At 67.2% G+C, this 24,865-nt stretch carries 24 protein-coding genes; 12 read left to right on the top strand and 12 right to left on the bottom strand.

What is annotated here, in order from left to right; translation table 11 throughout:
- The first annotated feature begins 9 nt into the window (after nt 1–9).
- The gene (locus ASD67_RS06455; RefSeq protein ID WP_056344934.1) at nt 10–588 is read left to right on the top strand and encodes a nucleotidyltransferase family protein; all 579 of its coding nucleotides are present in this window, start codon (nt 10–12) and stop codon (nt 586–588) included.
- A 16-nt stretch (nt 589–604) separates the two neighbouring features.
- Here ASD67_RS06455 and paoC read toward each other — a convergent pair whose 3' ends face one another.
- From paoC to ASD67_RS06420, 8 genes are all read right to left on the bottom strand, one after another.
- Nucleotides 605–2,812 (bottom strand): aldehyde oxidoreductase molybdenum-binding subunit PaoC, encoded by a 2,208-nt coding sequence (paoC, locus tag ASD67_RS06450; protein WP_056344931.1) that lies wholly within the window; start codon nt 2,810–2,812, stop codon nt 605–607.
- A gap of 3 nt (nt 2,813–2,815) precedes the next feature.
- Nucleotides 2,816–3,766, bottom strand: coding sequence for an FAD binding domain-containing protein (locus ASD67_RS06445; RefSeq protein ID WP_056344928.1), 951 nt, complete (start codon nt 3,764–3,766; stop codon nt 2,816–2,818).
- Complete coding sequence (gene paoA, locus ASD67_RS06440; protein ID WP_056344925.1) at nt 3,763–4,407, bottom strand: aldehyde dehydrogenase iron-sulfur subunit PaoA; 645 nt, start codon at nt 4,405–4,407, stop codon at nt 3,763–3,765. The genes ASD67_RS06445 and paoA overlap by 4 nt, the downstream gene beginning before the upstream one ends.
- A gap of 206 nt (nt 4,408–4,613) precedes the next feature.
- Entirely contained in the window at nt 4,614–6,041 is a 1,428-nt protein-coding gene (locus ASD67_RS06435; RefSeq protein ID WP_235535651.1) for a S41 family peptidase, read from the bottom strand.
- A gap of 237 nt (nt 6,042–6,278) precedes the next feature.
- Nucleotides 6,279–6,863, bottom strand: coding sequence for a histidine phosphatase family protein (locus ASD67_RS22585; protein WP_082544881.1), 585 nt, complete (start codon nt 6,861–6,863; stop codon nt 6,279–6,281).
- A 132-nt stretch (nt 6,864–6,995) separates the two neighbouring features.
- Nucleotides 6,996–7,715, bottom strand: coding sequence for an RlmE family RNA methyltransferase (locus tag ASD67_RS06430; RefSeq protein WP_056344919.1), 720 nt, complete (start codon nt 7,713–7,715; stop codon nt 6,996–6,998).
- Entirely contained in the window at nt 7,712–8,821 is a 1,110-nt protein-coding gene (locus tag ASD67_RS06425) for a Ppx/GppA phosphatase family protein (protein ID WP_056344916.1), read from the bottom strand. The genes ASD67_RS06430 and ASD67_RS06425 overlap by 4 nt, the downstream gene beginning before the upstream one ends.
- A 364-nt stretch (nt 8,822–9,185) precedes the next feature.
- Entirely contained in the window at nt 9,186–9,596 is a 411-nt protein-coding gene (locus ASD67_RS06420; RefSeq protein ID WP_056344913.1) for a glycine zipper 2TM domain-containing protein, read from the bottom strand.
- A gap of 189 nt (nt 9,597–9,785) precedes the next feature.
- Here ASD67_RS06420 and ASD67_RS06415 point away from each other — a divergent pair, with 189 nt between their 5' ends.
- Nucleotides 9,786–10,772, top strand: a complete 987-nt coding sequence (locus ASD67_RS06415; protein WP_056344911.1) for an esterase-like activity of phytase family protein — start codon at nt 9,786–9,788, stop codon at nt 10,770–10,772.
- A gap of 37 nt (nt 10,773–10,809) precedes the next feature.
- Here ASD67_RS06415 and rpmB read toward each other — a convergent pair whose 3' ends face one another.
- The gene (gene rpmB, locus ASD67_RS06410) at nt 10,810–11,103 is read right to left on the bottom strand and encodes a 50S ribosomal protein L28 (protein ID WP_056344908.1); all 294 of its coding nucleotides are present in this window, start codon (nt 11,101–11,103) and stop codon (nt 10,810–10,812) included.
- A 143-nt stretch (nt 11,104–11,246) separates the two neighbouring features.
- On the opposite strand from rpmB, the gene tadA reads away from it, so the two are divergent.
- Nucleotides 11,247–11,702 carry a tRNA adenosine(34) deaminase TadA gene (gene tadA, locus ASD67_RS06405; RefSeq protein ID WP_056344905.1) on the top strand — a complete coding sequence of 152 codons (456 nt, stop codon included), beginning with the start codon at nt 11,247–11,249 and terminating at the stop codon, nt 11,700–11,702.
- On the opposite strand, the gene ASD67_RS06400 is transcribed toward tadA, so the two are convergent.
- The gene (locus ASD67_RS06400; RefSeq protein ID WP_056344903.1) at nt 11,699–12,403 is read right to left on the bottom strand and encodes an NAD-dependent deacylase; all 705 of its coding nucleotides are present in this window, start codon (nt 12,401–12,403) and stop codon (nt 11,699–11,701) included. The genes tadA and ASD67_RS06400 overlap by 4 nt on opposite strands.
- Nucleotides 12,404–12,571: 168 nt before the next feature.
- On the opposite strand from ASD67_RS06400, the gene dapB reads away from it, so the two are divergent.
- The 6 genes from dapB (at nt 12,572) to ASD67_RS06370 (ending at nt 18,137) form a co-directional block, all read left to right on the top strand.
- The gene (gene dapB, locus ASD67_RS06395; RefSeq protein WP_056344900.1) at nt 12,572–13,300 is read left to right on the top strand and encodes a 4-hydroxy-tetrahydrodipicolinate reductase; all 729 of its coding nucleotides are present in this window, start codon (nt 12,572–12,574) and stop codon (nt 13,298–13,300) included.
- Nucleotides 13,297–14,235, top strand: a complete 939-nt coding sequence (locus tag ASD67_RS06390; protein WP_056344897.1) for a YwqG family protein — start codon at nt 13,297–13,299, stop codon at nt 14,233–14,235. The genes dapB and ASD67_RS06390 overlap by 4 nt, the downstream gene beginning before the upstream one ends.
- A gap of 10 nt (nt 14,236–14,245) precedes the next feature.
- The gene (locus tag ASD67_RS06385; protein WP_156377596.1) at nt 14,246–14,770 is read left to right on the top strand and encodes a hypothetical protein; all 525 of its coding nucleotides are present in this window, start codon (nt 14,246–14,248) and stop codon (nt 14,768–14,770) included.
- 23 nt (nt 14,771–14,793) lie between these two features.
- The gene (locus ASD67_RS06380) at nt 14,794–15,960 is read left to right on the top strand and encodes a M48 family metalloprotease (protein WP_056344895.1); all 1,167 of its coding nucleotides are present in this window, start codon (nt 14,794–14,796) and stop codon (nt 15,958–15,960) included.
- Nucleotides 15,957–16,616, top strand: coding sequence for an endonuclease III (gene nth / locus ASD67_RS06375; protein WP_056344893.1), 660 nt, complete (start codon nt 15,957–15,959; stop codon nt 16,614–16,616). The genes ASD67_RS06380 and nth overlap by 4 nt, the downstream gene beginning before the upstream one ends.
- A gap of 147 nt (nt 16,617–16,763) precedes the next feature.
- Complete coding sequence (locus tag ASD67_RS06370) at nt 16,764–18,137, top strand: M20/M25/M40 family metallo-hydrolase (protein ID WP_056344890.1); 1,374 nt, start codon at nt 16,764–16,766, stop codon at nt 18,135–18,137.
- Between the two features lie 3 nt (nt 18,138–18,140).
- Here the strand turns inward: ASD67_RS06370 and ASD67_RS06365 are convergent, their stop codons facing one another.
- Entirely contained in the window at nt 18,141–18,737 is a 597-nt protein-coding gene (locus tag ASD67_RS06365; RefSeq protein WP_235535588.1) for a TetR/AcrR family transcriptional regulator, read from the bottom strand.
- A 33-nt stretch (nt 18,738–18,770) separates the two neighbouring features.
- On the opposite strand from ASD67_RS06365, the gene ASD67_RS06360 reads away from it, so the two are divergent.
- Genes ASD67_RS06360 through ASD67_RS06350 form a run of 3 tightly spaced genes read left to right on the top strand, consistent with a single transcriptional unit; the run spans nt 18,771 to nt 22,758 of the window.
- Nucleotides 18,771–19,931 carry an aromatic ring-hydroxylating oxygenase subunit alpha gene (locus ASD67_RS06360; protein WP_056344884.1) on the top strand — a complete coding sequence of 387 codons (1,161 nt, stop codon included), beginning with the start codon at nt 18,771–18,773 and terminating at the stop codon, nt 19,929–19,931.
- 2 nt (nt 19,932–19,933) lie between these two features.
- On the top strand, nt 19,934–21,154 hold the full coding sequence (locus tag ASD67_RS06355) for an FAD-dependent oxidoreductase (RefSeq protein ID WP_235535587.1): 1,221 nt from the start codon (nt 19,934–19,936) through the stop codon (nt 21,152–21,154).
- A complete protein-coding gene (locus ASD67_RS06350) occupies nt 21,151–22,758 on the top strand; it encodes a phytoene desaturase family protein (RefSeq protein WP_056344881.1) in 1,608 nt (535 codons plus the stop codon). Before ASD67_RS06355 ends, ASD67_RS06350 begins: the two co-directional genes overlap by 4 nt.
- On the opposite strand, the gene ASD67_RS06345 is transcribed toward ASD67_RS06350, so the two are convergent.
- Entirely contained in the window at nt 22,717–24,705 is a 1,989-nt protein-coding gene (locus tag ASD67_RS06345; protein WP_056344878.1) for an AAA family ATPase, read from the bottom strand. The two genes, ASD67_RS06350 and ASD67_RS06345, sit on opposite strands and share 42 nt — an antisense overlap.
- Between the last annotated feature and the right edge of the window lie 160 nt (nt 24,706–24,865).

The following is a 24,865-nucleotide window of genomic DNA, read 5'->3' as shown; positions in this document are numbered from 1 at the left end:
GGCGAGACGATGATCGATCGGGATGCGGTGGTCGCGATCTTCCTCGCCGCAGGGCGCTCGACCCGCTTCGGCGCCGATGACAAATTGCTGGCGCCGCTGGGCGGCGTGCCGCTGCTGCTCCACGCCGCGCAGGCGATCGTCGACCTCGCGCCCGCGCGCCGGATCGCGGTCTGCCCTGACCAGAGCGGCCCGGTCGCGGCGCTGCTCGCGGACCAGGGGTTCGACATCGTCGCCAATCCCTGTCCCGAGCGCGGGCTGTCGCAATCGCTGCGGCTGGGCATCGGCGCGGTATCGCCGGGGGTGGAGCGCGCCGCGCTGCTGTGCCTTGCTGACATGCCCTTCGTGCGCGCCGGCCATCTCGCGGCGCTGCTCGCCCGCTTCGACCCCGACGCCGCGCCGGTCGTCGCGTCGGGCCGCGACGGCGTGCCGATGCCGCCCGCGCTGTTCGCGCGGTCGCGGTTCGCGGCGCTTGAGGAGGCAAGCGGCGACCAGGGCGCGCGTTTCATGCTGGCTTCGGCCGCGCTTGTCGCCGCACCCGCCGGGCAGCTGAACGATATCGACCGACCGGCCGACCTGCCTCGCGCCTGATCGCCGCCTTCCGGCGTCATGCGATCTCCGGCAACCGGCCGATGAGCTTGTCGAGCGTGACTGGATAGTCGCGCACGCGAATGCCCGTCGCGTGATAGACGGCGTTGGCGACCGCCGCCGCGACGCCGCAGATGCCGAGTTCGCCGACGCCCTTCGCCTTCATCGGCGACGTCGTCGGGTCGACCTCGTCGAGGAAGATCACCTCCTGATGCGGGATGTCGGCGTGGACCGGCACCTCATAGCCCGCGAGGTCGTGATTGACGAAAAATCCGAACCTCTTGTCGACCGCCAACTCCTCCATCAGCGCCGCGCCCGCGCCCATCGTCATCGCGCCGATGACCTGGCTGCGTGCCGCCTTGGGGTTGAGAATGCGGCCCGCGGCGCACACCGCGAGCATGCGCCGGATGCGGATTTCGCCGGTATAGCTGTCGACCGCCGCCTCGACGAAATGCGCGCCGAAGGTCGATTGCTGCATCTTCTCGGCGAGGTCGCCGAATTCGATCATGTCCTCGGCGACCAGATCGCCATCGACGCTGGCCTTGGTGAGCGCGACGCTCTTGCCGCCCGCGCGGACCTCGCCCTTCTCGAAGACGGCATCGGCGGGGGCGAGGCCCAGCTTCTCCGCGATCGCGGTGCGCAGCTTGACGCAGGCCGCATAGACCCCCGCCGTCGAGCTGTTAGCGCCCCACTGCCCGCCCGACCCCGCCGAGACGGGGAAGCGCGAATCGCCCAGCCGCACCTCGACCTGGTCGAGCGGCACGCCCATCATTTCGGCCGCGGTCTGCGCGATGATCGTATAGCTGCCGGTGCCGATGTCGGTCATGTCGGTCTCGACGACGATCTTGCCCGACCGCTCGAGCCGCACCCGCGCCGCCGAATTGCCGTTGATATTGTTGCGGAACGCCGCGGCGACCCCGGTTCCGACCAGCCAGCGCCCGTCGCGGGTCTGCCCCGGCTTGGGATTGCGGTCCTTCCACCCGAATTTTTCGGCGCCCAGCGTCAGGCATTCGTTCAGCCGGCGCTGCGAAAAGCGCCGTTCGGGCTTTTCGGGGTCGACCTGCGTGTCGTTGAGGATGCGCAGCGCCACCGGATCGATGCCCAGCTTCTCGGCCATCTCGTCGATCGCTATTTCCAGCGCCATCAGCCCCGGCGCCTCGCCCGGCGCGCGCATCGCATTGCCCTCGGGCAGGTCGAGCACCGACAGGCGCATCGCGGTCATCCGGTGCGCCGCCGCATAGAGCAGGCGCGTCTGGCCGACCGCGGTTTCGGGGCCGCCGCCCTTGAGGTCGCCCGACCAGCTTTCATGGCCGATCGCGGTCAGCTTGCCGTCGGTCGTCCCGCCCAGCCGGATGCGCTGGATCGTCGCGGGGCGATGCGTGGTGTTGTTGATGATCAGCGGGCGCTGCAGCGCAACCTTGACCGGTCGTCCCGTCGCTTTCGCCCCGAGCGCGGCGAGGATCGCATCGGCGCGGACGAACAATTTGCCGCCGAACCCGCCGCCGATATAGGGCGAGACGAGCCGGACCTTCTCCTTGGGGATGCCCAAGGTCTTCGCGACGTCGCCGACCGACCAGTCGATCATCTGGTTCGACGTCCACAGCGTCAGCCTGTCGCCGTCCCAGTTCGCGATCGAGGCGTGCGGCTCCATCATCGCATGGCTGTGGTCGGGCGTGGTGTAACGCGCGTCGAGCTTGACCGGCGCGCTCGCAAAGGCCGCATCGAAATCGCCGAAGCGGCTGTCGGCTTCGGTGCCGAACGAGGCGGGCGGTTTGATCGCGCCATCGAGCGATTTGGCGAGGTCGAACTGCCCCTTGGCGCGGTCATATTGCACGCGCACGAGCGCCGCCGCAGCGCGCGCCTGTTCGAAGCTCTCGGCGACAACGAGCGCGACCGCCTGGTGATAATGCTCGATGTCGGGGCCACCGAGCAGCTTCGCGGTGTTGAAATCGCCCTTGGCGAGCATCCCGGCGCTCGCGGCGGTGACGACCGTCAGCACCCCCGGCGCCGCCTTCGCGGCCGCGATGTCCATCGACGATATCCGCCCCTTGGCGATCGCGGCGCCGACGATATAGCCATAGGCCTGGTTCGGCGCCGCGTCGTGGCGTTCATAGGCATAGGCTGCGGTGCCGCTGGTCTTCAGCGGCCCCTCGATCCGGTCGGTCGGCTTGCCGACGACCTTCAGCCGGTCGATCGGGTTTTCGGTCGCGGGTGTGTCGAACTTCATGGCTCAACCCTTCGCTTGCGCCAGCACCGCGGCGAGCGTGCGCTCGACCAGCGGCAGCTTATACGCGTTTTCGTGGCTCGTCTTCGCGCCCGTCAGCAGCGCAGCGGCCACCGCCTTGGCGCCGCGCGGCATCTCGGCATCGGCGGCCTTCACCCGCCAGGGCTTGTACCCGACCCCGCCGAGCGCGACGCGGCCGCTGCCGTCCTTTTGCACCACGACCCCGACCGAGATCAGCGCAAAGGCATAAGACGCGCGGTCGCGGACCTTGTGATAGATATGCGTGCCGCCGACGGGCCTGGGCAGGGTTACCGCGGTGATCAATTCGCCCGGCGCCAGCATTGTTTCGAGATGCGGCGTGTCGAGCGGTGCGCGATAGAAATCGGCGAGCGGAACCGCGCGGGCCTTGCCCGCCGCGTCGACCGTCTCGACGACGGCATCCAAGGCCTGCATCGCGACCGCCATGTCGCTCGGATGGGTGGCGATGCACGCGTCGCTCGCCCCGACCACCGCGTGCAGCCGGCTGAAACCGCCGATCGCGGCGCAACCGCTGCCCGGCGTGCGCTTGTTGCACGGCTGGTTGGTGTCGTAGAAATAGGGACAGCGCGTGCGCTGGAGCAAATTGCCCGCGGTCGTCGCCTTGTTGCGCAATTGCCCCGACGCGCCCGCGACCAGCGCGCGCGATACCAGCCCATAGTTGCGCCGTACCCGCGCGTCGGCGGCCAGGTCGGTGTTGCGCACCATCGCCCCGATCCGCAGCCCGCCCTCGGGCGTCGGCGCGATCGTGTCGAGCGACAGCCGGCTGACGTCGATCAGATGCGCCGGGGTCTCGATCTCAAGCTTCATCAGGTCGAGCAAATTGGTGCCCCCCGCGATGAAGCGCGCGCCCTTGGTCTTCGCAAAGGCGGCGGTGGCGGCGGCGGGGCTTGCGGCCCGCTCATAGGTGAAGCTCTTCATGCCTTCACCCCCGCGACATCGGCGATCGCGTCGACGATGTTCGAATAAGCGCCGCAGCGGCAGATGTTGCCGCTCATCCGCTCGCGCAGTTCGCGCGCGGTCACTTGAGGCGCGCCCGTCAGGTCGGCGGTGACATGGCTCGGAACGCCCGCCGCGATCTCGCCCAGCACCGCGACCGCCGAACAGATCTGGCCGGGGGTGCAATAACCGCATTGATACCCGTCATGGGCGATGAAGGCCTGCTGCATCGGATGCAGCGTGCCGGGCAGGCCCAGTCCTTCGATCGTCGTGATCTTGTCGCCGTCGTGCTGGACGGCGAGCGAAAGGCAGCTGTTGATCCGCCGCCCGTCGACGATGACGGTGCAGGCCCCGCATTGCCCGTGGTCGCAGCCCTTCTTGGTCCCGGTCAGGCGCAGATGCTCGCGCAGCGCGTCGAGCAGGGTGGTGCGCGTGTCGAGTTCCAGGTCGTGCGGCGTGCCGTTGACCTCGAACGCGACGCGCGCCGTCGGCGGCGGGGCGGCGGCATTGCCGGCTGTCGCTTCGGCTGCAAGGGGCGGCGCCACGGTGACCGCGGCGACCGAGGCGGCACCGCCGGCGATCAGCCCGCGCCGCGAAATGGGAAACTCTTGCGGTGTAACCATGCCATGTCCCCGATGATTTCTATCGCTCGCGGACATGCAGTCCCCGCGGAGCCTCGACGATGTTATGCCGGACGGGGCGATGCGTTGCCGCCCTTCACCATTTTGGGTTGTGGCGACACGCTATCATGACGCGGTGGACCGGGGCAAGCGCGCTCGGCTTTGCCCGGCACGGTGCGCGGCCTTCTTCGTCCGAACGGCCCAGAGGGTCAGAACAGCCCGGGCATCTCGCGCTGCGCGGCGCTCGGCGTTTCGCTTTCCAGCATTTCGAGCGCGGGCACGGCGCTTGGCGTCAGGCTCTTCGATGCGACCCGGCTGTCGGCGCTCGTGATCCGCGCCCCGCAACTCCGCCCGGCCAGGAAATCGATCGCCGACCGCAGCGACGCTTCGTTGGGATCGCCGAGCTGGACCGACAGATTGTCCGCCGCCGCACAGCTGTTGCTGATCTTGGGGGCGAGGCCGGTAAAATAGTCGCTCGCCCCCGACGCGTTGCCGGTGGCGAAGGCGATGACGCGCATCCGATCGTCGCATTCGGCCTTGTCGAGCGCGATCTGGCCGACCGGCTTGCCAAAGGTGTTGCTGCCGACGAGCGTCATGCTGGAACCCAGATAGGGCAGCATGCCGTTGATCACCAGTTCGCTCGCCGATGCCGTCGACCCGGTGCCGATGAAGGCGATCCGTGTCGGCGCGATCGATTCGGGCTGGCTGGTGAAGAAATGCCGGTCGTTCTCGGCCGCTTTCGACGGACGGAAATCTGTGCGTGAAAACAGCTCGCTCGCATTGCGGTTGCGCCCCAGCAGGTCGCCCATCAACTCGGCCGTGCTCACCAGCCCGCCGCCATTGTAGCGGAAGTCGATGACGATGTCGGTCACCCCCTGGTTGCGGAAATTCAGGAAGGCGGCGCGCAGCTGCGGGTTCGCCGAACTGATGAAGGTGCGCAGGTTTATATAGCCGTAATTCTTCCCGCCCTCGCTGATGATCTTGGCGCCATAGCGGTCCGAAATCGGGTCGATCTCGAAATCGGCCTTGGTCACGGTAACGTCGCGCTGGTTGCCGCCGCCCGCATCCAGGATCCGCAGCACCCGCGTGGTGCCCACGGTGCTTGGACCCAGGGCGTCGGTAATGCCCCCCGTGCCGCTCGCGGCGACGATGTCGCCGATGCCGCGCAGATTCGCTGCGCTTGTCCCGATCGCGGTGATCTGGGTGCCGCGGTCGATCCCCGCGGCGAACGCCGGCGCGCTTTCATAGGCTTCGGCGATGACGACGCGCTGGGTCGACGGATTATAGGTCAGCCTGACGCCGAAACCCGCGCTGGCGCCGCTCGAGAAAAAGGCATTCTCCTCGGCGATCGAGGTGATGTAGGTGAAAAAACGGTCCTTGTTCGCCGCGCGGGCCGGCGCGACGAGCGCGTCGATATAGGATTGGACGCTGCTGTGGCTCGCCTTGTTGACCCCGGCCGCGACGTCGCCGGGGAACAGATACCATTCGTCGATCACCGCCTTGGCGAAATCCTGCCGCGCCGACAGGCCGCAGCTCGCGGTGGGCGTCGGGGTAGGGGTCGGCGTCGGGGTGACCGTCACCGGCGGCGCCCCGCCTCCACCACCGCCCCCGCAACTCGCGAGGACAAAGGCCGACATCGTCAGCAAGGCGATGGATTTTCCAGCGATTCGGCGCATTGTCATTCCCCGGTTGATCGTGGCGCAGACGCGGCGAGCGATAGCATGGCTGCGACCATGGCTGTGTATCGGTGTTGGAATCGCTCGGCAATGATATGGATCATAGGGTGCGATGAAATGAATGACGGTTTTGGGGTGGATACGAGATGGGCGGTTTGGCAGCAGGGCTCTTCGAATAGCAGACATCCCCGACGCGCGTCAGTTGACGCGAATGGGTTCGACGCGGCCATTGGCTAATCGCCATATTGTGTCCTGTGGAACGGGCAGGCAGAGGGCATCATCTCTGGCCAGACTTAGATAGGCTCCCCGAATGAGGCGCCCTGTCAAGCCATGCGACACGGCAAGTACGACGCCTTGCAAGCTATCCAGCCATTGAGTTACTCGCGACATAGCAGCATCGTAGCTTTCACCGTCAGGTGATCTGAAAAACCAGTCGAATGGGGTCGTTTCGTCCAGCCTTCCAGGCCACTGCGCGTCTATGTCCGTATGTGTAAGACCGTCCCACGAGCCAACCGAAACTTCCGCAATTCGAGGCTCCCACTGTGGCTCCGGAAATTTTCCAAAAGTTTTGATAATGGCTGTGGTTTTGCGCACTCGGCCCAACGGACTTGCGACCAAAGCATCTATCCCGGCCGCGATTGCGGCAAGGTGCCTTCCGCATGCTTCCGCCTGTGCCACCCCATTTTCCGTCAGGTGAGAGTCTAGTTTTCCTTGGAAACGGCCAGATGCATTCCATTCGGTTTCACCATGCCGAACCAGATAGATTTCTTTTTGCGACGACATAGCTACGGAGCACCTGCAACTTCTGGTTCCGCTACTCTTACAAAGGCTACCCTTCGGCCGCCACTGCCATCCCCCTGCAAGCGTCCGCTCATAGGACGTCAACGTCTTGACAAGAATGGCTGATTTCGGTTGCTAGCCGCCGCTGGCCTGATCTTCCACGTTCGCCTTGCGCCCCTTGAACCCCTGCGCCACCACGAACATCTCCGGCGACCCCTTGCGGCTCGACGGCGGCTTGGCGTGCTTCACCGTGGCGAAATTCTGCTTGAGCAGCGTCAGCAGGCTATGATCGGCGCCGCCCGCGAACACCTTGGTGACAAAGCTGCCGCCGGGCTGCAGCGTGCGGACCGCGAAATCGGCGGCGGTTTCGGCGAGCCCGATCGTACGCAGATGGTCGGTCTGCGGATGGCCAACGGTGTTCGCCGCCATGTCCGACAGGACCAGGTCGGGGGCGGAGCCCAGCGCCTTGATCAGCGCGTCGGGTGCGGCATCGTCCATGAAATCCATCTGCAGGATCTCGACCCCCTCGATCGGTTCGCATTCGAGCAGGTCGATGCCGGCGATCTTCGCGCGCGGGTTGGTCTTGCGCACCACCTGTGACCAGCCGCCCGGCGCGATCCCCAGGTCGACGACGGCGCGCGCTTTTTTGACGAAGCTGAATTTCTCGTCGAGTTCGATCAGCTTGTACGCGGCGCGCGAGCGATAGCCTTCGGCCTGCGCGCGGCGCACATAGGGGTCGTTCAATTGCCGCGACAGCCAGCGCGTCGACGATGTGCTGCGCTTCTTTGCGGTCTTGACGCGGACGTGCAGTCCGCCCCGTCCACCCTTAGCGCCGCCGCCCTTGCCCTGACTCATTTGCGATACTCGCGGCGGGTGACCGGCACGTCGCGGCCCTGCATTGCCAGCGTGCGCAATATGCCTTCGCGGATGCCGCGGTCGGCGACCCCGACGCGCGCGGCGGGCCACAGGTCGATGATGCTCTCCAGGATCGCGCAGCCCGCGACGACCAGATCGGCGCGTTCGCGCCCGATGCAGCCGATTTCGGCGCGGTCGGCGATGCTCGCCTCCGCCAGGCGGCGGCTGATGTCGCGCATCGCATCACACGGCACGACCAGCCCGTCGACGGCACGCCGGTCGTAACGCGGCAGGTCGAGGAAGACGCTGGCGAGCGTCGTCACCGTGCCGCTGGTGCCGAGCAGGCGCAGCGGCTGGCCCGAATAGCGTTCGGCGCGCGCGGCGAAGGCGGCAAAGGCGTCACGGGTGACTTGGCGCATCTGCGCATAGCCGGCCTGACGGTCGGCCATCGTCGCACCCTCGGCGGACGCATGTTCGGTCAGCGACACGACGCCCCACGGCACGCTGACCCAGTCGCGAATCGCGACGTCATGGCCGTCGCCCTCGACGTGCATCAACTCGGTCGATCCGCCGCCGATGTCGAAGATCAGCGCCGGGCCGTCGCCGGGTTCCATCAGATTGTGGCAACCGAGCACCGCCAGCCGCGCCTCCTCGGCGGGGGCGATGATGTCGAGCACGATGCCGGTTTCGCGCTTCACCCGGTCTGCCAGTTCCTGTCCGTTGCTCGCGCGGCGGCACGCCTCGGTCGCGACCGCGCGCGACAGGCTGACGTGGCGGCGGCGCAATTTGTCGGCACAGACGGCGAGCGCGGCGACCGCGCGGTCCATCGCGGCATTGCTGATCCGCCCGCTGCCGTGCAATCCTTCGCCGAGCCGGACGATGCGCGAAAAGGCGTCGATGACGACAAGCTCGCCGTCCTGCGGACGCGCGATCAGCAGCCGGCAATTGTTGGTGCCAAGGTCGATCGCGGCATAGCTTTTGGGCCGCGTGAAGGGCGCCGGGCGGGGATTGCCGTTCGGCGCCTGCCGATTCGGGCTTTCCCTGTTCTGCGCCGCCGCCGCCCCGGGCCGCGGCGACCGCCCCTGGGGCGCTGCCATTTGCCGCATGGCTATTCTTACCTGTTTCTCACGCGCCCGAAGACCGGACGTGCACTTGGGGGCAAGATTAGGCGCGGGGGCGCGCGATGGCAACCCCGGCGGCTTGGGGTGTGGAACGTTGGACGTCAAAATCCTCCCTGTCGCGCAGCGATGGGGAGGGGGACCATCCGCGTAGCGGATGGTGGGGGGGCGCAACGTCGCGCCAATGCCCCGCCGTCGGCGCTTCGCGCTGCCACCTCCCCATGGCTTCGCCACAGGGAGGATCTTAGTTCGCACCCGATCGCTTCACCCCCAACCCAAAAGGAAACCCCGCCCGGTACGAAACCGGACGGGGAACAAGGTAGGAAGAGATTATTGGAGGTCGGGTCAGCCCTTAACGGCAGCCGTCATTCCCCTTGTCGATGGCGCGGCCGGCGATGGCGCCGACGGCACCGCCGAGGATGACGCCGAGCGTGCGGTCACCGCGGCCGGCGATTTCATGGCCGGCCAGGCCACCGGCGATCGCGCCGATCACCGTGCCGCCGGTGCCGTTGTCGCACTGGCGATAGTTGCGGTTATTGTAGCGGCGCTGGTCGTAACGGCGGTCGTTGCGGTAATCGCGGCGGTCGTAATTGCGATTGTCGCGGCGGTCATAGCGGCGGTCGTCGCGGCCATAGCGGGCGTCATAGCTCGAATAGCCGTCGCGGTTGTAATAACCGTTCTGCGCCGCGGCGGGAGTGGCTGCCAGGCCCAGCGTCGCGGTGGACATCAGGGCGGCGATCGAGAGGGTCACCATCTTTTTCATTTTCTGTCTCCTTCTTTCGTCTTCGGCCCTTTGGGGCGGTGGTCGATGAAAGAGGTTCTATGTGATTCGCGTTGAGCTTAGCCTGAACATCATTGTTGGCTGGCGTTCAGGCTGCGTTGCCCGCGGTTCATCTTCGGCGACGCTTTGCCGCGCTTTCCTTTGTCCGCCGATCGCTCTAGGCCCCCGGCGATGCGCCTCCTTCTCCCCGCTGCCCTGATCTTCCTGACGCTCGGGCCGGTGCCATGGACCGGTTTTCGCTATCCGGTGGTCGACCGGAGCCAGACGGCGAGTGCGCGGCCGCTCCTCTATCCCGCCGCGACCGGCGGCACCTTGCGTTTTGTCGAGGGCTGGCGGCTGACCAGTTCGAACAGCATGTTCGGTGGCTTTTCGGCGCTGGCGCTGCGCGGCGACAGGCGCTTCCTGCTGATCGGCGACAATGGGCAGGCGACGCGGCTGACGCTCGGCGCCGACGGATCGGTGTCGGACGTGGCGATCGCCGCGCTGCCGACCCCGCCGCGCAGTCCGCAGCGCAAGGCGTTCACCGATGCCGAGGCGATGGTGCGCGATCCCGTCACCGGCAAGCTGTGGATCGCGCTCGAGGGGATCAACCAGGTCTGGCGCATCGATGCCGGGCTGACCCGCGTCGAATCGCGCCGCCGCTCGCCCGCGCTCTACCGCTGGCCGGCGAATCGCGGGCCCGAGGCGATGGTGCGGCTCAAGGACGGCCGCACCATCCTCTTTTCGGAAGGCGAGGACCGCAATGATTACGGGACCGAAGCGCTCGTCTACACCGACGACCCGGCGGTGCCGGGCAAGCCGCCGCTGCTTTTCTACTATGATGCCGAGGGCAAGGGCCAGATCAGCGACGCTGCGCCGCTTCCCGACGGGCGCATCCTGCTCGTCCACCGCCGGCTCGGGCTGGGTCCGCTGTTCACGACGACGCTGGCGATCGTCGACCCCGCCGACATCGGCAAGGGCCGGGTGGTGCGCTCGGTGGCGATCGGGCAGGTCCCCGAACCGCTGCGCGAAAATTACGAGGGCGCCGCGGTGGCGGTCGAGGACGGCCGCACCTTCGTCTGGCTCGTCGCCGACGACAATTTCAACAGCTGGCAGCGCAGCCTGCTGCTGAAGTTCGAGCTGGTCGACCTGCCGGACAGCAAAAAGGCCGCGCGGTAAACCGGCGGCCTCCATGCGATTCGAAAGCTTGGGAAGCTTAAGCGGCCTTTTCGGCCAGCTTCTTCACCACGTCCTTCTTCAGCTTACGCGCCGAAGCCGACAGCTGGTCGTCGCCGGCCTTGATCAGCCAGTTGTCGAGGCCGCCATTATGCTCGACGGTGCGCAGGCCGTGCGTCGACACGCGCAGCTTGAAACCCTTGCCGAGGGCGTCCGACAGCAAGGTCACATTCTGCAGGTTGGGCAGGAAGGTGCGCTTGGTCTTGTTGTTGGCGTGGCTGACATTGTTGCCGACCATACGACCCTTGCCGGTCAGTTCGCAGATGCGCGACATGATATCTGTCCTCGTACAAAAAATTTCGGTTCGGCGTCCGGGCGCTTCCCGATAAATCGGGGACTGCAGGACCGGAGTGAGCCGGGAAAGGCGCGCGCTTATCGGCTTGCCGCAGATTCGTCAAGGGACTAGCGGGAAAAGCGATGCCGCAATTTCCCCTGCCCGAACCGATGCGCGCCGCGCTGAACCTCGCCAAAGCCGCCGCGGACGCGGGCGAAGTGCCGGTCGGCGCGGTGATCGTCAAGGACGGGGTGATCATCGCCGAAGGCCACAACCGCCCTCGCGAATCGCACGACCCGACCGCCCACGCCGAAATCGTCGCGATTCGCGCCGCCGCCGCCAGACTCGGCAACGACCGCCTCGACGGCTGCGACCTCTATGTCACGCTCGAACCCTGCGCGATGTGCGCCGGCGCGATCGCCCACGCCCGCATCGCGCGCCTCTATTATGGCGCCGATGATCCCAAGGGCGGTGCCGTCGTCCACGGCCCGCGCGTGTTCAGCCAGCCGACGATCCACCACCGCCCCGAAATCTACGACGGGATCGGGGCAGGGGAGGCGGCGGCATTGCTCCGGGATTTCTTCGCGGCGCGGCGCTAGGCGCCCAGCATTTCCTCCACCCAAGCCGGCACCAGCACACTTGCCGGTCCGTGCCGCGCTTCGCCGAACCAGTGCGACCCCTGACTCGGCTCCATGTTGAGCTCGAGCGTCCGCGCCCCGCTCGCCCGCGCCTCGCGCACGAAGCCCGCCGCCGGATAGACCGCGCCCGACGTCCCGATCGACACGAACAGGTCGGCGCGGTTCAGCGCATGATAGATCGCGTCCATATAATAGGGCATCTCGCCGAACCACACGACGTCGGGACGCAGCAGCCCCGCGACACCGCACCCGGGACAGGCAGGCCGCTCGATCAGCGGGCCGGTCCAGCGGCTGCGCGTGTCGCATCCGGTGCACCAGGCGTTCAGATGCTCGCCATGCATATGGATCAGCCGCTTCGCTCCCGCGCGCTCGTGCAAATCGTCGACATTCTGCGTCACGATCAGCAATTCGCCCGGCCAGGCCGCATCGAGCCGCGCCAGCGCGTCATGCGCCGCGTTCGGCACCTTGGTCTGGATCGCTTCGCGCCGCGCGTCATAGAATCGGTGGACGAGGTCGGGGTCGCGGACAAAGGCCTCTGGCGTCGCGACATCCTCGACGCGGTGCTGTTCCCACAATCCGCCGCCGTCGCGAAACGTGTCGATGCCGCTCTCGGCCGACACCCCGGCGCCGGTCAGGATCACGATGTTTTGAATCTCTTTCATGCGTCCCTCTTATCCGTTCGTGTCGAGCCCTTCGCCTGCCTTTAGCAGGCGCTCAGGATAAACTTCCACCAACGGTGGAAGTCGAGACACGCAAGGCGCGGCGCCAACGTGTCTCGACTTCGCTCGACACCAGCGGTTAAAGGGAGGCGGTATTTCGGGGGACGCATTATGACCAGCATCGGCATCGTCGGCAGCCAGGGCCGCATGGGCCTCGTGCTCGCGGCCGCCGCGGCGGAGGCCGGGGCGCGGCACTGCGGCATCGACAAGGGCGGCGATATCGCGAAGCTTGCCGGGGACGCCGACGTGCTCGTCGATTTCTCCTCGCCCGCCGCGCTCGAAGCCACGCTCGACGCTTGCGTTGCTGCAAAGACCCCGATCGTCATCGGCACCACCGGGCTCGAGGAGCGGCATCATTATCTGATCGACGACGCGGCACAGGACATTGCGGTGCTCCAGACCGGCAACACCTCGCTCGGCGTCACCCTGCTCGCGCATCTGGTGCAGGAGGCCGCGGCGCGCCTCGGCCCCGACTGGGACATCGAGGTCGTCGAAATGCACCACAGGATGAAGGTCGACGCCCCCAGCGGCACCGCGCTGCTGCTCGGCCAGGCCGCCGCCGACGGGCGCAACATCGACCTCGCCACCTGCTCCGAACGCGGCCGCGACGGCCTCACCGGCGCGCGCGGCCATGGCAAGATCGGTTTCGCCAGCGTCCGCGGCGGCACCGTCGCGGGCGATCATGACGTCATCTTCGCGGGGAACGAGGAAATGATCACCCTGTCGCACCGCGCCGAAAACCGCATGATCTTTGCGCGCGGCGCTGTGCGCGCCGCGCTATGGCTGATCCACCAAAAGGCCGGACGCTATACGATGCCGCAGGTGCTGGGGCTTTCGTGACCGCCGAACTGTTCGGCCTTCTCTGTGCCGCGATCGTCGTCGCCCTGGTCCTTGTCGGCCCGGCCCGCCGCTGGCTGGCCGAGCGCGCGAACCTGAAGACCTGGCGCAAGGACCTCGGGGCATGGAAGGCCGAAGACGAGCGGCGCAATCCGCCGGGACCGCCGATCACCGATGCGGAGATCGCCGCGATCAGGGCGTGGTTCCCCGCGCACGCGCTGCCGGCCGCCGAACTCAAGCCCGATCCCGACCAGCCCATCCGCCCCGACGGTTGCCGCCTTGGCGGCCCCGCATGGGTCGCCGACGGAGCCGACTGGCCGCTCGACGCCGCAGCCCGGCCGATGGATTTCGTCGCACAGATCGACTTCGTCGACCTGCCGCCGCTCGACGGTTTTCCGAGCCGCGGCGTGCTGCAATTCTTCCTCCCCTGTGAGGACATCATGGGCGCCGATTTCGACGAGCCCGCCAATTCGGCGATCCGGCTGGTCTGGCATCCAGCGGGCCTGCCCGCGGGCCGGCTCGTCGATGCACCGCCCCCGCCCGAGCCGATGGGGCCTCTCCATGATCGGACCCGAGCGCGCGGTGTCATGCTCGTCGCATCGGCGGCGCGGCACGAACCGCCGATCGGGGACTACAGCACGCGCGGCCTGCTCGGCGGACTGTGGAACCGTCCCAATATCAAGACGGTCGAGGACTGGTATTTCGGCCCCGATCGCCGCGAACCGATCGTCCACCACGTCGGCGGCTACCCTTCCTTCACTCAGTCCGATTTTCGCGAGGCCGGCCATTATGACGATTATGACCGCACGCTGCTCCGCCTCACTTCGGACGCGCATATCGGCTGGGGCGACGTCGGCGAGGCGGTGTTCCTGATCCGCCACGCCGATCTTGCCGCGCGTGATTTCTCGCGCGTCGCTTTCTCCTGGGACTGCCATTAGGATGACCGACATGGACAAGGTAACCGCATCGGCCTGCACATGGCGCGAGGAAGGCGGCGGCGAGGCGGCGGCGGCGCGTATCCTGCCCTTCCTCGAAGAGGTGGGGATCGAGGTCGACTGGATCGGCGACCAGAAGGAACAATTGCTCGAAGGCCTCGCGATCGTCGAGGGCCGTTTGCTGATCGACCCCGACACCCCCGTCTGGCCGGGCGACCTGCTCCACGAGGCGGGGCATATCGCCGCCGTTGCGCCCGAAGACCGCGCGACGCTCGGCCCGCTCGTCGCCGATCCGACCGACGAGATGGTCGCGATCGCCTGGTCCTATGCCGCGTCCCTGCCGTGCGAGCTGCCGCTGCGCCAGCTGTTCCACGACGGCGGCTATCGCGGCGACAGCGCGGCGCTGATCACCAGCTACGCCACCGGCCGCTATATCGGCGCGCCGATGCTCGGCCTGTACGGCATGACCGCCGACCTGCGCACCGCGCTCGCCGAAGGACTGCCCGCCTTTCCCGTGCTCAGCCGCTGGCTGCGCTGACCTTTCGATCCTGGAGTGACGCCATGAGCTTCGATCCCGCTATCGCTACCGCCGCCTATATCGACGGCCTCGGCCCCGCCGCGCTCGCCAAGGCCGCGGCCTATACCGTCGGCAGCGAATGGCTGCTCCTGTGGAACGTCGTCGTCGCCGCTGTCGTCACATTCCTCTTCGTGCGGTTCCGCATCCTCGACCGCGTTTCGGCGAAACTCGAACGGCGCGGCTGGGCCGTCCGCACTTTCCTGATATGCGCCGCCTTCCTGCTGCTCTCGGCGCTGCTCACCCTGCCGTGGGACCTTTACACCAATTTTTTCCGCGAAAGCGCCTATGGCCGCACCAGCCAGCCGCTCGGCGACTATCTTGCGCAGTCGGCGATCTCGCTCGTCATCGGTACGCTGTTCGGCGCTCTCTTCTTCCTCGGCATCTATGCGCTGATCCGCCGCGCCGGAAAGCGCTGGTGGATCTGGTCGGGCGGCCTCGCCGCGACCGCGATCCTCGCCATCCTGCTCGTCTCGCCGATCGTCGTCGAACCCCTGTTCAACGATTACAAGCCGCTTCCCGCCGGCGCAGTCCGCGACGCGCTCGAAGTGCAGGCGAAGGAAGCGGGCATCGAACCCGACCGCATCTTCGTTTTCGACGGCTCGCGCCAGTCGAACAATTTCACCGCCAATGTCTCTGGCCTCGGCCATTCGGCGCGCATCGCCATTTCGGACGTCGCGCTAAAAGGCGCCTCGCTCGACGAGGTTCGGGCGGTGACGGGGCACGAAATCGGCCATTATGTTCTCGGCCAGATCTGGTGGATGATCGCCGTCTTTTCGCTGCTCGCGATCCTGCTCTTTTTCCTCGCCGACCGCCTCTTCCTCCACTTCGCGCGCCTCTTCGGCAGCGATGCGACCATTGGCGACGCGCGCGGTTTCCCGGTGCTCATGTTCATCGTCTCGCTCTTCGGCCTGCTCGCGCAGCCGGTACAGAACTGGGTCGTGCGCAAGGGCGAGACCGAGGCCGATCTGTACTCGGTGCAGACGGTCAACCTGCCCGACGCGATGGCCAGCGCGTTGGTCAAGACCGCCGAATATCGCAACCCGCGCCCGAACGCGGTCGAGGAGTTCCTCTTCTATTCGCACCCCTCGGTCGAACGCCGCGTCCGCGCCGCGATGGAGTGGAAGGCGGCGCATCCGCCGAAGGCCGAATGAAGAAGGCCTATATCTTCGAATTCTACCGCCGCCTCGCCGAACTGAACCCCAGTCCCGAGACCGAGCTTCAGTTCGGCAACACCTATCAGTTGCTTGTCGCGGTGGTGCTGTCAGCGCAGGCGACCGACGTCGGGGTGAACAAGGCGACGCGGCTGCTGTTTCAGGAGGTGAAGACCCCGCAGCAGATGGTCTATCTCGGCGAAGAGGGGCTGAAACAGCATATCAAGACGATCGGGCTGTTCAATGCGAAGGCGAAGAACGTCATCGCCCTCTCTGAAATCCTCGTCCGCGACCATGGCGGAGAGGTGCCCGCCGACCGCGACACCCTCGTCGAACTGCCCGGCGTCGGGCGCAAGACCGCCAATGTCGTGATGAACTGCGCTTTCGGCGCCGAAACCTTCGCGGTCGACACGCATATCTTTCGCGTCGGCAACCGCACTGGCCTGGCGCCGGGAAAAACCGTGCTCGCGGTCGAAAAAAAGCTGGAGAAGGACACGCCCGGCCCGTTTCGCGTCGGTGCGCACCACTGGCTTATCCTCCACGGCCGCTACATCTGCAAGGCGCGGACGCCCGAATGCTGGCGCTGCCCGGTCGACGATCTGTGCCGGTTCAAGCCGAAGACCGCGGCGCCGAAGGCGAAGAAGATCGCGGCTTGATTTCCTATCGTCATCCCGGGCTTGACCCGGGACCCGCCTTTTTTGCCTTCAAGACAAGGCAGGCCCCGGGTCAAGCCCGGGATGACGGATTGCTTTCCGTCACCATATCGCTTGCGAACCCGCTCGACCGCGCCATAACCCGTTGCCATGCGCACCTACACCGCACCGCTCGCCCTCGCCGCCGCCCTGATCGCCGCCGCGCCCGCCCACGCCAAACCCGCCGACACCGACACGGCGAAGAAAATCCTGATCGACAGCATTGCGATCCCGACCGTCGAGGGCCGCGGCAAGGTGCCCGAACTCGCCGCCTATTACGCCGGCGTGCTCAAGGCGGCGGGTTATACCGACGCCGATATCGAAATCACGCCGATCGGCGAAACCGCGACCTTCGCCGCGACGCTCCAGGGCACGGGCAAGGGCAAGCCGATCGTGCTGCTCGGCCATATGGACGTGGTCGAGGCCGATGCGAAGGACTGGACGCGCGACCCCTTCGTGCCCGTCGAGGAGCAGGGCTATATTTTCGGCCGCGGGTCGGAGGATAATAAGTTCGACGTCTCGATGATGGTCGCGACGATGGCGCAGCTCAAGAAGGACGGCTTCAAGCCCAAGCGCTCGATCATCCTGCTGCTCTCGGGCGACGAGGAAACCTCGATGCTCACCACCCGCGCGCTCGCCGCCAAGTACAAGGGCGCCGAATTTGCGCTCAACGGCGACGGCGGCGGCGGGCTGATCGGCGAGGACGGCAAGCCCAAATATTACGGGCTACAGGCAGGCGAAAAAACCTATGCCGATTTCGTGCTGGAGGTCACCAACCCCGGCGGTCACAGCTCGCGCCCCTCGGCCACCAACGCCATCGTCCAGCTCTCGAACGCGCTGGCGAAGGTCGGCGCCTACCGTTTCACGCCGCAGCAGAATGAGCTGACCAAGGTCGGCATGCCGATCGTCGCCGATCAGGTCGGCGGCGACGTCGGCGCGGCGCTCAAGGCCTTTGCGGCGAACCCCGCCGACTCCAATGCCATCGCTGCGATCCGCGCTGACCCCGAATATGTCGGCCAGATCGGCACCACCTGCGTGCCGACCCTCGTCAAGGGCGGCCATGCCGAAAATGCGCTGCCGCAGCGCGCCACCGCGAACATCAACTGCCGCATCTTCCCCGGCGTGCCGGTCGAGACGGTGCGCGCCGAGCTGGAGAAGGTGATCGCCGACCCCGGGGTCAAGGTGAACACCGATCCCGACGCCAGCGCCAGCGACGCCTCGCCGCTGCGCCCCGACGTCGTGGCGGCGGTGACCAAGGCGGTCCATGCGCGCGCGCCGGGCCTGCCGATCATCCCCTCGATGAGCGCGGGGGCGACCGACTCCTATCATTTCCGCATTCAGGGCGTGCCGAGCTACGGCGTCGCGGGCCTTTTCTCGAAAGCCAGCGACAGCTACGCCCACGGCCTCAACGAACGCGTCCCCGTCGACGCGATCGCCCCCGCGCTCGCGCACTGGGACAGCCTGCTGCGCGACCTGTCGAAATAAGAGTCAGACGAGCGCCCCGACCGCGCGCTCGACCATCGCCACTGCCGCCTCGGCGCCGAAGCTTTCGGCGTCGAGCGACAGTTCGAGCCATAGCCCGTCGACCATCGCGGTCAGCAAAACCGCCAGTTTTGCGGCCTCGGCCGGCGTCACGCCGCACGCTATGAGCAGGTCGCCCAGCCGTGCGCGATAGCCGGCGTAACTTTCCGCGTGGATCTGCACCATCCGTGCGTCGCTGCGGGCCAGCGCCCAGAACGCCGTCCACGCCCCCAGCAGTTCGGGATCGGTCACCGGCGGGCGGAAACTCGCGGTCAGATAGGCGTTCAATCGCGTCCGCGGATCGGCGCTCGCGCCTTCGACGGCAGCGGCGAAAATCGCGTCCATCCGGTCGCTCGTCGCGCGGTAGGTGGCGGCAACCAGATCGTCGATTCCTGCGAAATAATGCCGCAAAAGCCCGGGTGACACCCCCGCTTTCGCGCAGATCGCCCGGACGTTCGTTCCCGCCAGCCCCTGCTCGGCCAGCACCGCCGCGGTCGCCTCGATCAGCGCGCCCCGGCGGGCATCGGCGCTTTCGCGCGTAAAGGCTTGGCGAGCGGGCTGCATATTGTTATACATTCGTACAACAAGGATAGACTCATGGCAACGCTGCGCGACACTTTCGACAACATCGACCCGCTCGACGGCTGGTCTTTGCCCGCCTGGACCTACAGTGATCCCGACTTCCACGCTGCGGAGATGGAGCGCATCTTCCGCCCGAGCTGGCAAGTCGTCTGCCACGACAGCGACATCCCTAATGCGGGCGACTGGCACAGCATCGACTATTGCGGCGAAAGCGTGATCGTCGTGCGCGGCGCCGACCGCATCGTGCGGGCCTTCACCAATGTCTGTCGCCACCGCGGCTCGCGCCTTGTCGACGGCGCGACGGGCTGCGCGAAGAAGCTCGTCTGCCCCTATCACGCCTGGACCTACGAGCTCGACGGGCGTCTCACCGGCGTCCCCGATAGCGCGAGCTACCCGACGCTCGACAAGGGCAAGGCGGGGCTCGTTCCCGTCGGCCTCGAACGCTGGCGCGGTTTCTGGTTCGTGCGGCTCGACGACGACGGCGGCCCGTCGGTCGCGAGCATGATGGCGCCCTATGAGGCGATGATCGAGCCCTATCGTTTCGAGGAGCTCGGCGCGCTCGGCCGCGTCACGCTCCGCCCGCGCGACGTCAACTGGAAGAATGTCGGCGACAATTATTCGGACGGCCTCCACATCCCCGTCGCGCACCCCGGCCTCACCCGCCTGTTCGGCAAAAGCTATGGCGTCGAGGCCGAGGATAATGTCGACCGCATGTGGGGCGACCTGATCGACCGCCCGTCGGCCAACTGGTCCGAACGCATGTACCAGCGCCTGCTGCCGCCGGTCCCGCACCTGCCACAAGCGAGCCAGCGCCACTGGCTCTATTTCAAGCTCTGGCCCAATGTCGCCTTCGACATCTATCCCGACCAGGTCGATTTCATGCAATGGCTGCCGACCGGCCCCACGACCTGCCTGATCCGCGAAATCAGCTACGTTCTGCCCGACGACCGCCGCGAAATGAAGGCCGCGCGCTATTTGAACTGGCGCATCAACCGCCAGGTCAATGCCGAGGACACCGAACTGATCACGCGGGTGCAGGCGGGCATGCAGTCGAAGAGCTTCACTATGGGTCCGCTCAGCGACAAGGAAGTCTGCCTCAAGCATTTCTGCGCGCGGATGCGCGACATCATCCCCGAAGCGAGGCTCGAGCACGCGCCCGCGGCGGGCTGGAGCTGACGTTGAGCGAAACCGCGCCCGTGGTAATCGTCGGCGGTGGCCCCGCCGGCATGGTCGCGGGGTTGCTCTTCGCGCGCGCCGGGGTCCGCGTGACGGTCCTTGAGAAGCACGCCGATTTCCTCCGCGATTTCCGCGGGGACACCGTGCATCCCTCGACGCTCGAACTGTTCCACGAGATCGGCCTGCTCGAGGAACTGCTGAAAGAACCCCACGCTGCGATCGACACGATGACGCTCAACCTGCTTGGGCAGCGTTATACGATCGCGACGATGAAGCATCTCCCCGTCGCGGCGCGCTTCGTCGCGATGATGCCGCAATGGGACCTGCTCGATTTCATCGCGGGGCAGGGGCGCAAATATCCGACCTTTGACTTGCGCATGTCGACCGAGGCGAGCGGACTCTCCTACGATGCCGCCAATCGCGTCAGCGGCGTGACGCTCGCGAGCGGCGAGGCGCTGCCCGCGCGGCTGGTCATCGCCGCTGACGGGCGTCGCTCGGTGCTTCGCGATGCGGCCGAACTGCCGCTCGAAGATCTGGGCGCGCCGATGGACGTGCTGTGGTTCCGCGTTCCCGTTCCCGCGGGCATGGACATGTCCGAAGTCGCGCTCGGCACGATCGACAAAGGCGGTATGGTTGTGGCCATCCCGCGCGGCGATTATTGGCAATGCGCGCAGATCATCGAAAAGGGGGGCTTTGCCCCGATCGAGGCGCAGGGCATCGCGGCCTTCCGCGAGCGCATCGTCGCCATCGCCCCGGGCCTCGCCGCCGGGATCGATGCGATCCATAGCTTCGACGACGTCAAGCTGCTCTCGGTCGCGCTCGATCGGCTCACCCGCTGGTCGCGCCCGGGGCTGCTTGCGATCGGGGATGCGGCGCATGCGATGTCGCCCGTCGGCGGGGTCGGCATCAACCTTGCGGTGCAGGACGCCGTCGCAGCGGCCAATATCCTCGCCGCCCCGCTCGCCGCCGGCGCCGACCCCGATCCGCTGCTCGCCAAGGTACAGGACCGCCGCTGGACACCCACCACCCGCATGCAGGCGATCCAGCGTTTCGCGCACCAGCGCGTCATCGAACCGATGCTGCGCGGCGAAATCACGCGCGTTCCACTCGCCGTCCGCCTGCTCGACCGCATCCCGCTGCTCCGCCGCATCCCCGGCCGTGTCCTCGGCCTCGGTTTCGGCCGCCAGCATGTTCAATCCCCGCTTGCGAAAGACTTCCCATGACCAAAGCCTATGACGCCCTGATTATCGGCGCCGGCCACAACGGCCTCGTCTGCGCCTTCTATCTCGCCAAGGCGGGGCTCAAGGTCCGCATCGTCGAGGCGCGCGGCGTCGTCGGCGGCGCCGCGGTGACCGAGGAATTCGCGCCGGGCTTCCGCAACTCGGTCGCGAGCTACACCGTCAGCCTGCTCCAGCCCAAGGTGATCGCCGACATGAAGCTCGCCGATCATGGCTATCGCGTGATCGAGCGGCCGATCAGCAACTTCCTGCCGCAGGAGGATGGCGGCTACCTCAAGCTCGGCGGCGGGCTCGAACGCACCCAGGCCGAGTTCCGCAGATTCTCTGCCCGCGACGCCGACGTGCTTCCGCAATATTATGACGCGCTCGAAAATGTCGCAGAACTGCTCCGCGACCTCGCGCTGCGCGTGCCGCCCAATGTCGGCGAAGGCTTCCGCACGCTGATCGACGGCGCGCGGCAGGGGCGGCGTTTCACGGGGCTCAGCCTCGAACAGCAGCGCGACGTGCTCGACCTCTTCACCAAGTCGGCGCGCACGATGCTCGACAGCTGGTTCGAGAGTGAGGCGGTCAAGGCCGCCTTCGGCTTCGACGCCGTCGTCGGCAATTACGCCAGCCCCGACACGCCGGGCAGCGCCTATGTCCTGCTCCACCACGTCTTCGGCGAAGTGAACGGCAAGAAGGGCGCCTGGGGCCACAGCGTCGGCGGCATGGGCAAGATCACCGAGATCATGGCGAAGGTCTGCCGCGACCTTGGCGTCGAGATCAGCCTCGAAAGCCCGGTCGAGAAGGTGCTCGTCGACGGCGACAAGGCGGTCGGGGTGAAGCTCGCCGGCGGCGAGGAAATCGCCGCCGCGCGCGTCATCGCCAATGTCGGGCCGAAACTGCTCTACGAACGGCTGATGGACGCGTCCGACCTGCCGGGCGATTTTCAGCGCCGTATCCGCGGTTTCAAGGCGGGCAGCGGCACCTTCCGCATGAATGTCGCGCTGTCGGAACTCCCCAAGTTCACCTGCCTGCCCGAACCCGGCGAACATCACCAGTCGGGGATCATCCTCGCGCCGACACTCGACTATATGGACCGCGCCTTCCTCGACGCGAAACAGTTCGGCTGGTCGAAGAAGCCGATCGTCGAAATGCTCATCCCCTCGACCATCGACGACAGCCTCGCGCCTCTCGGTCAGCATGTCGCCAGCCTCTTTTGTCAGCAGTTCGCGCCCGAGTTGCCCGATGGTCGCGACTGGGACGATGAGGAAGGCGCCGCCGCCGACGCGATCATCGATACCGTCGAGGCACATGCGCCGGGCTTCCGCGCCAGCATCGTCGGCCAGACGCGCCTCTCGCCCAAGGGGCTCGAGCGCAAATTCGGGCTGATCGGCGGCGACATCATGCACGGCAATATGACGCTCGACCAGCTGTGGGCCGCGCGCCCGGTGCTCGGCAACGGCGGCTATCGCGGCCCGGTCAGGAATCTCTACATGTGCGGCGCGGGCGCCCACCCCGGCGGCGGCGTCACCGGCGCGCCGGGGCACAATGCCGCCGAGGTGGTGTTACGCGACCGGGGTTTCTTCGCGCCCAAGTGGCGCGTCTGATCCGAACCCCATCGGCTGCGGCATCGCGGGGCGCGCGGCGCGCTCGCGCCGCAGCCGATCGACCAGCGCTGCATCGTCGATCGCGCCGGTAAAACGCATCTGTCGCGCGACGACCGCGAAGTCGCCGAGCGTCAGACTGCCGAGCTGACCCAGCGTCGCCGGCGCTTCGCGCCCGAAGAAATGGACGAACGCCCGCCGCGCCCGCACCTCGTCGAGCGCGCGCATTTCGACCTTGAACACAAAGCGGCGTGCTGACGCGGGGTCGAGCTTCGCCGCATGGTTCGTTGCCGCGGCGAAGGGCAGCGAACGATCCTCCATCCAGGTGAGCAGTTCGTTGACCCGGCTCACCTCCCAGCTGTGCGCCGCCCCCTGCCGGTCGGCGAGCAGCGAATCGACCTCATCGAAGAACAGCATCGCCCCCTGCCGCCGGGCCTCGGCGAAGGCCCCCGCGATCGCTTTCTCGGTCTCGCCGACCCATTTGGACATCAGGTCCGACGCGCGCTTGATATGCAACGGCCGCCCCAGCCGCCGCGCCAGCGCCTGCACCGCCTCGGTCTTCCCCGTTCCGGGAGGCCCGGTGAGCAGCAGCGAGAAATCGGCGGGGCCGCCCTCGCACGCCAGGCTGGCGAACAGCGCCGGAAGGTCGGTGTCGGCGGCGAGCAGCATCTCGTCGAAATCACGCGGCGTGCGCGGTTCGATCGTCTCGCCGCGCATTGCGTCCAGAATGGAGCCTGCGAAGCGGCTCGCGCTGTCGGCGTCGCCCGCCAGCGCGGCTGCGCGGGCCGCGACGCGGAACAGCGATGCGGTTTCGGGCGCACGCGCGGCGAGCGCGACGAGCGCCGGATCGACCGCGACCTTTTCCTCGCTGCTGACCCGGTCGAGCATGCTCGGGCTGTGCGCGATGCTCGGAAAGTCCATGCGGATCGACAGGCTGAACCGGCGCAGGATCGCCGGATCGACATCGGCGATGCAGTTCGATGTCCAGATGACCGGGACGACATTCTCCTCGAGCAGCCGGTTGACGAACAGCTTCGACCCCGACCGGTTGCGGATGCGGCCATCCTGCTCGATTTGCGCATTGCCGAGCAGGTCTTCCATTTCGTCGAACAGCAACAGCGCACGCCCGCGCTTCTCAAGCGTCCGCAGCGCCAGACGCAGCGCGGCGACGCGGTCGAAACGACTCGGTTCGTCGCCGTCGCTGTCGGCTTCGCCCACCGCATGCAGCGGCTCGCCGAGCGACGCCGCGAGTGTCCGCGCCAGCTCGGTCTTCCCCGTTCCCGGCGGGCCGTGGATCAGAATGTTGATCCCCCGCGCGCCGCCAGCCATCGCTCCGCGCAGCAGCGCAAGCGCCAGATCGGCTTCGCGCTGCTGCGCGGGAAAGTCGGCCATCGCATGGCGCGCGGTCTGGCGGCGACCGAGCAGGCCGTCGATCAGACTGTCATGCTGCCCTGTCTTGGCGTCGAGCAGCCGCTCGAACGACCAGCACAGGCCGAACTCGACCTTGCCCTCCTTGCTCGTCCAGCGACCGACGAGGTCGAGCCGCACCACTTCGGCGGTGCGAATGGCATGCGGGGCAAGCCCAGTGAGCGTTCCGACCAAGGCCTCCATGTCGAGCCCCTCGACCTCGACCAGCTTGGCGAGGCTGCGCGTCAGCGGCCCGCGCTCCATCGCGGTGACGAGCAGCAGCAGCGCACGCTCTTCGGCGGCGAGATCGAGCGCGTCGGCCAGCCGGTTTGCCTGCATCAGGCTTTCGTCCTCACGCGCATTGGGCGCCGGGGCCATGGGCCCGAGCAACGCCGTGCGCGCGATGGTCTTTTCGTCGAACCCGAGCGCGGCGGCGCGCGCGCGGGCCCAGCCGAGCAGGACCCGGCCGGTCTTGGTCTTGCCCGGATGATCCGTGGCGACGGCCCGCGCAAGCGCGCGAGCCCAATGGCTGTCGTGCAACATAAATACCTGCCTGCGGCCGGCGGACGCACGGCGCCCAACGGCTGAGTTGATGTTGGCGGGTTGAAATTGCGGCAGCGCCCGGGCGCACCGCGTCAGGAAAAACGCGCTACGACAGCGGGCGGATGCCGCAGGGTTTCAAACCCTGGTTTGTTCGGCGGTC

Origin of the sequence: Sphingopyxis sp. Root1497, assembly GCF_001427085.1 — a bacterium.
Classification (GTDB): domain Bacteria; phylum Pseudomonadota; class Alphaproteobacteria; order Sphingomonadales; family Sphingomonadaceae; genus Sphingopyxis.
Note: the sequence above shows the minus strand (reverse complement) of the source record. Positions and strands in the feature narration are given on the sequence as shown.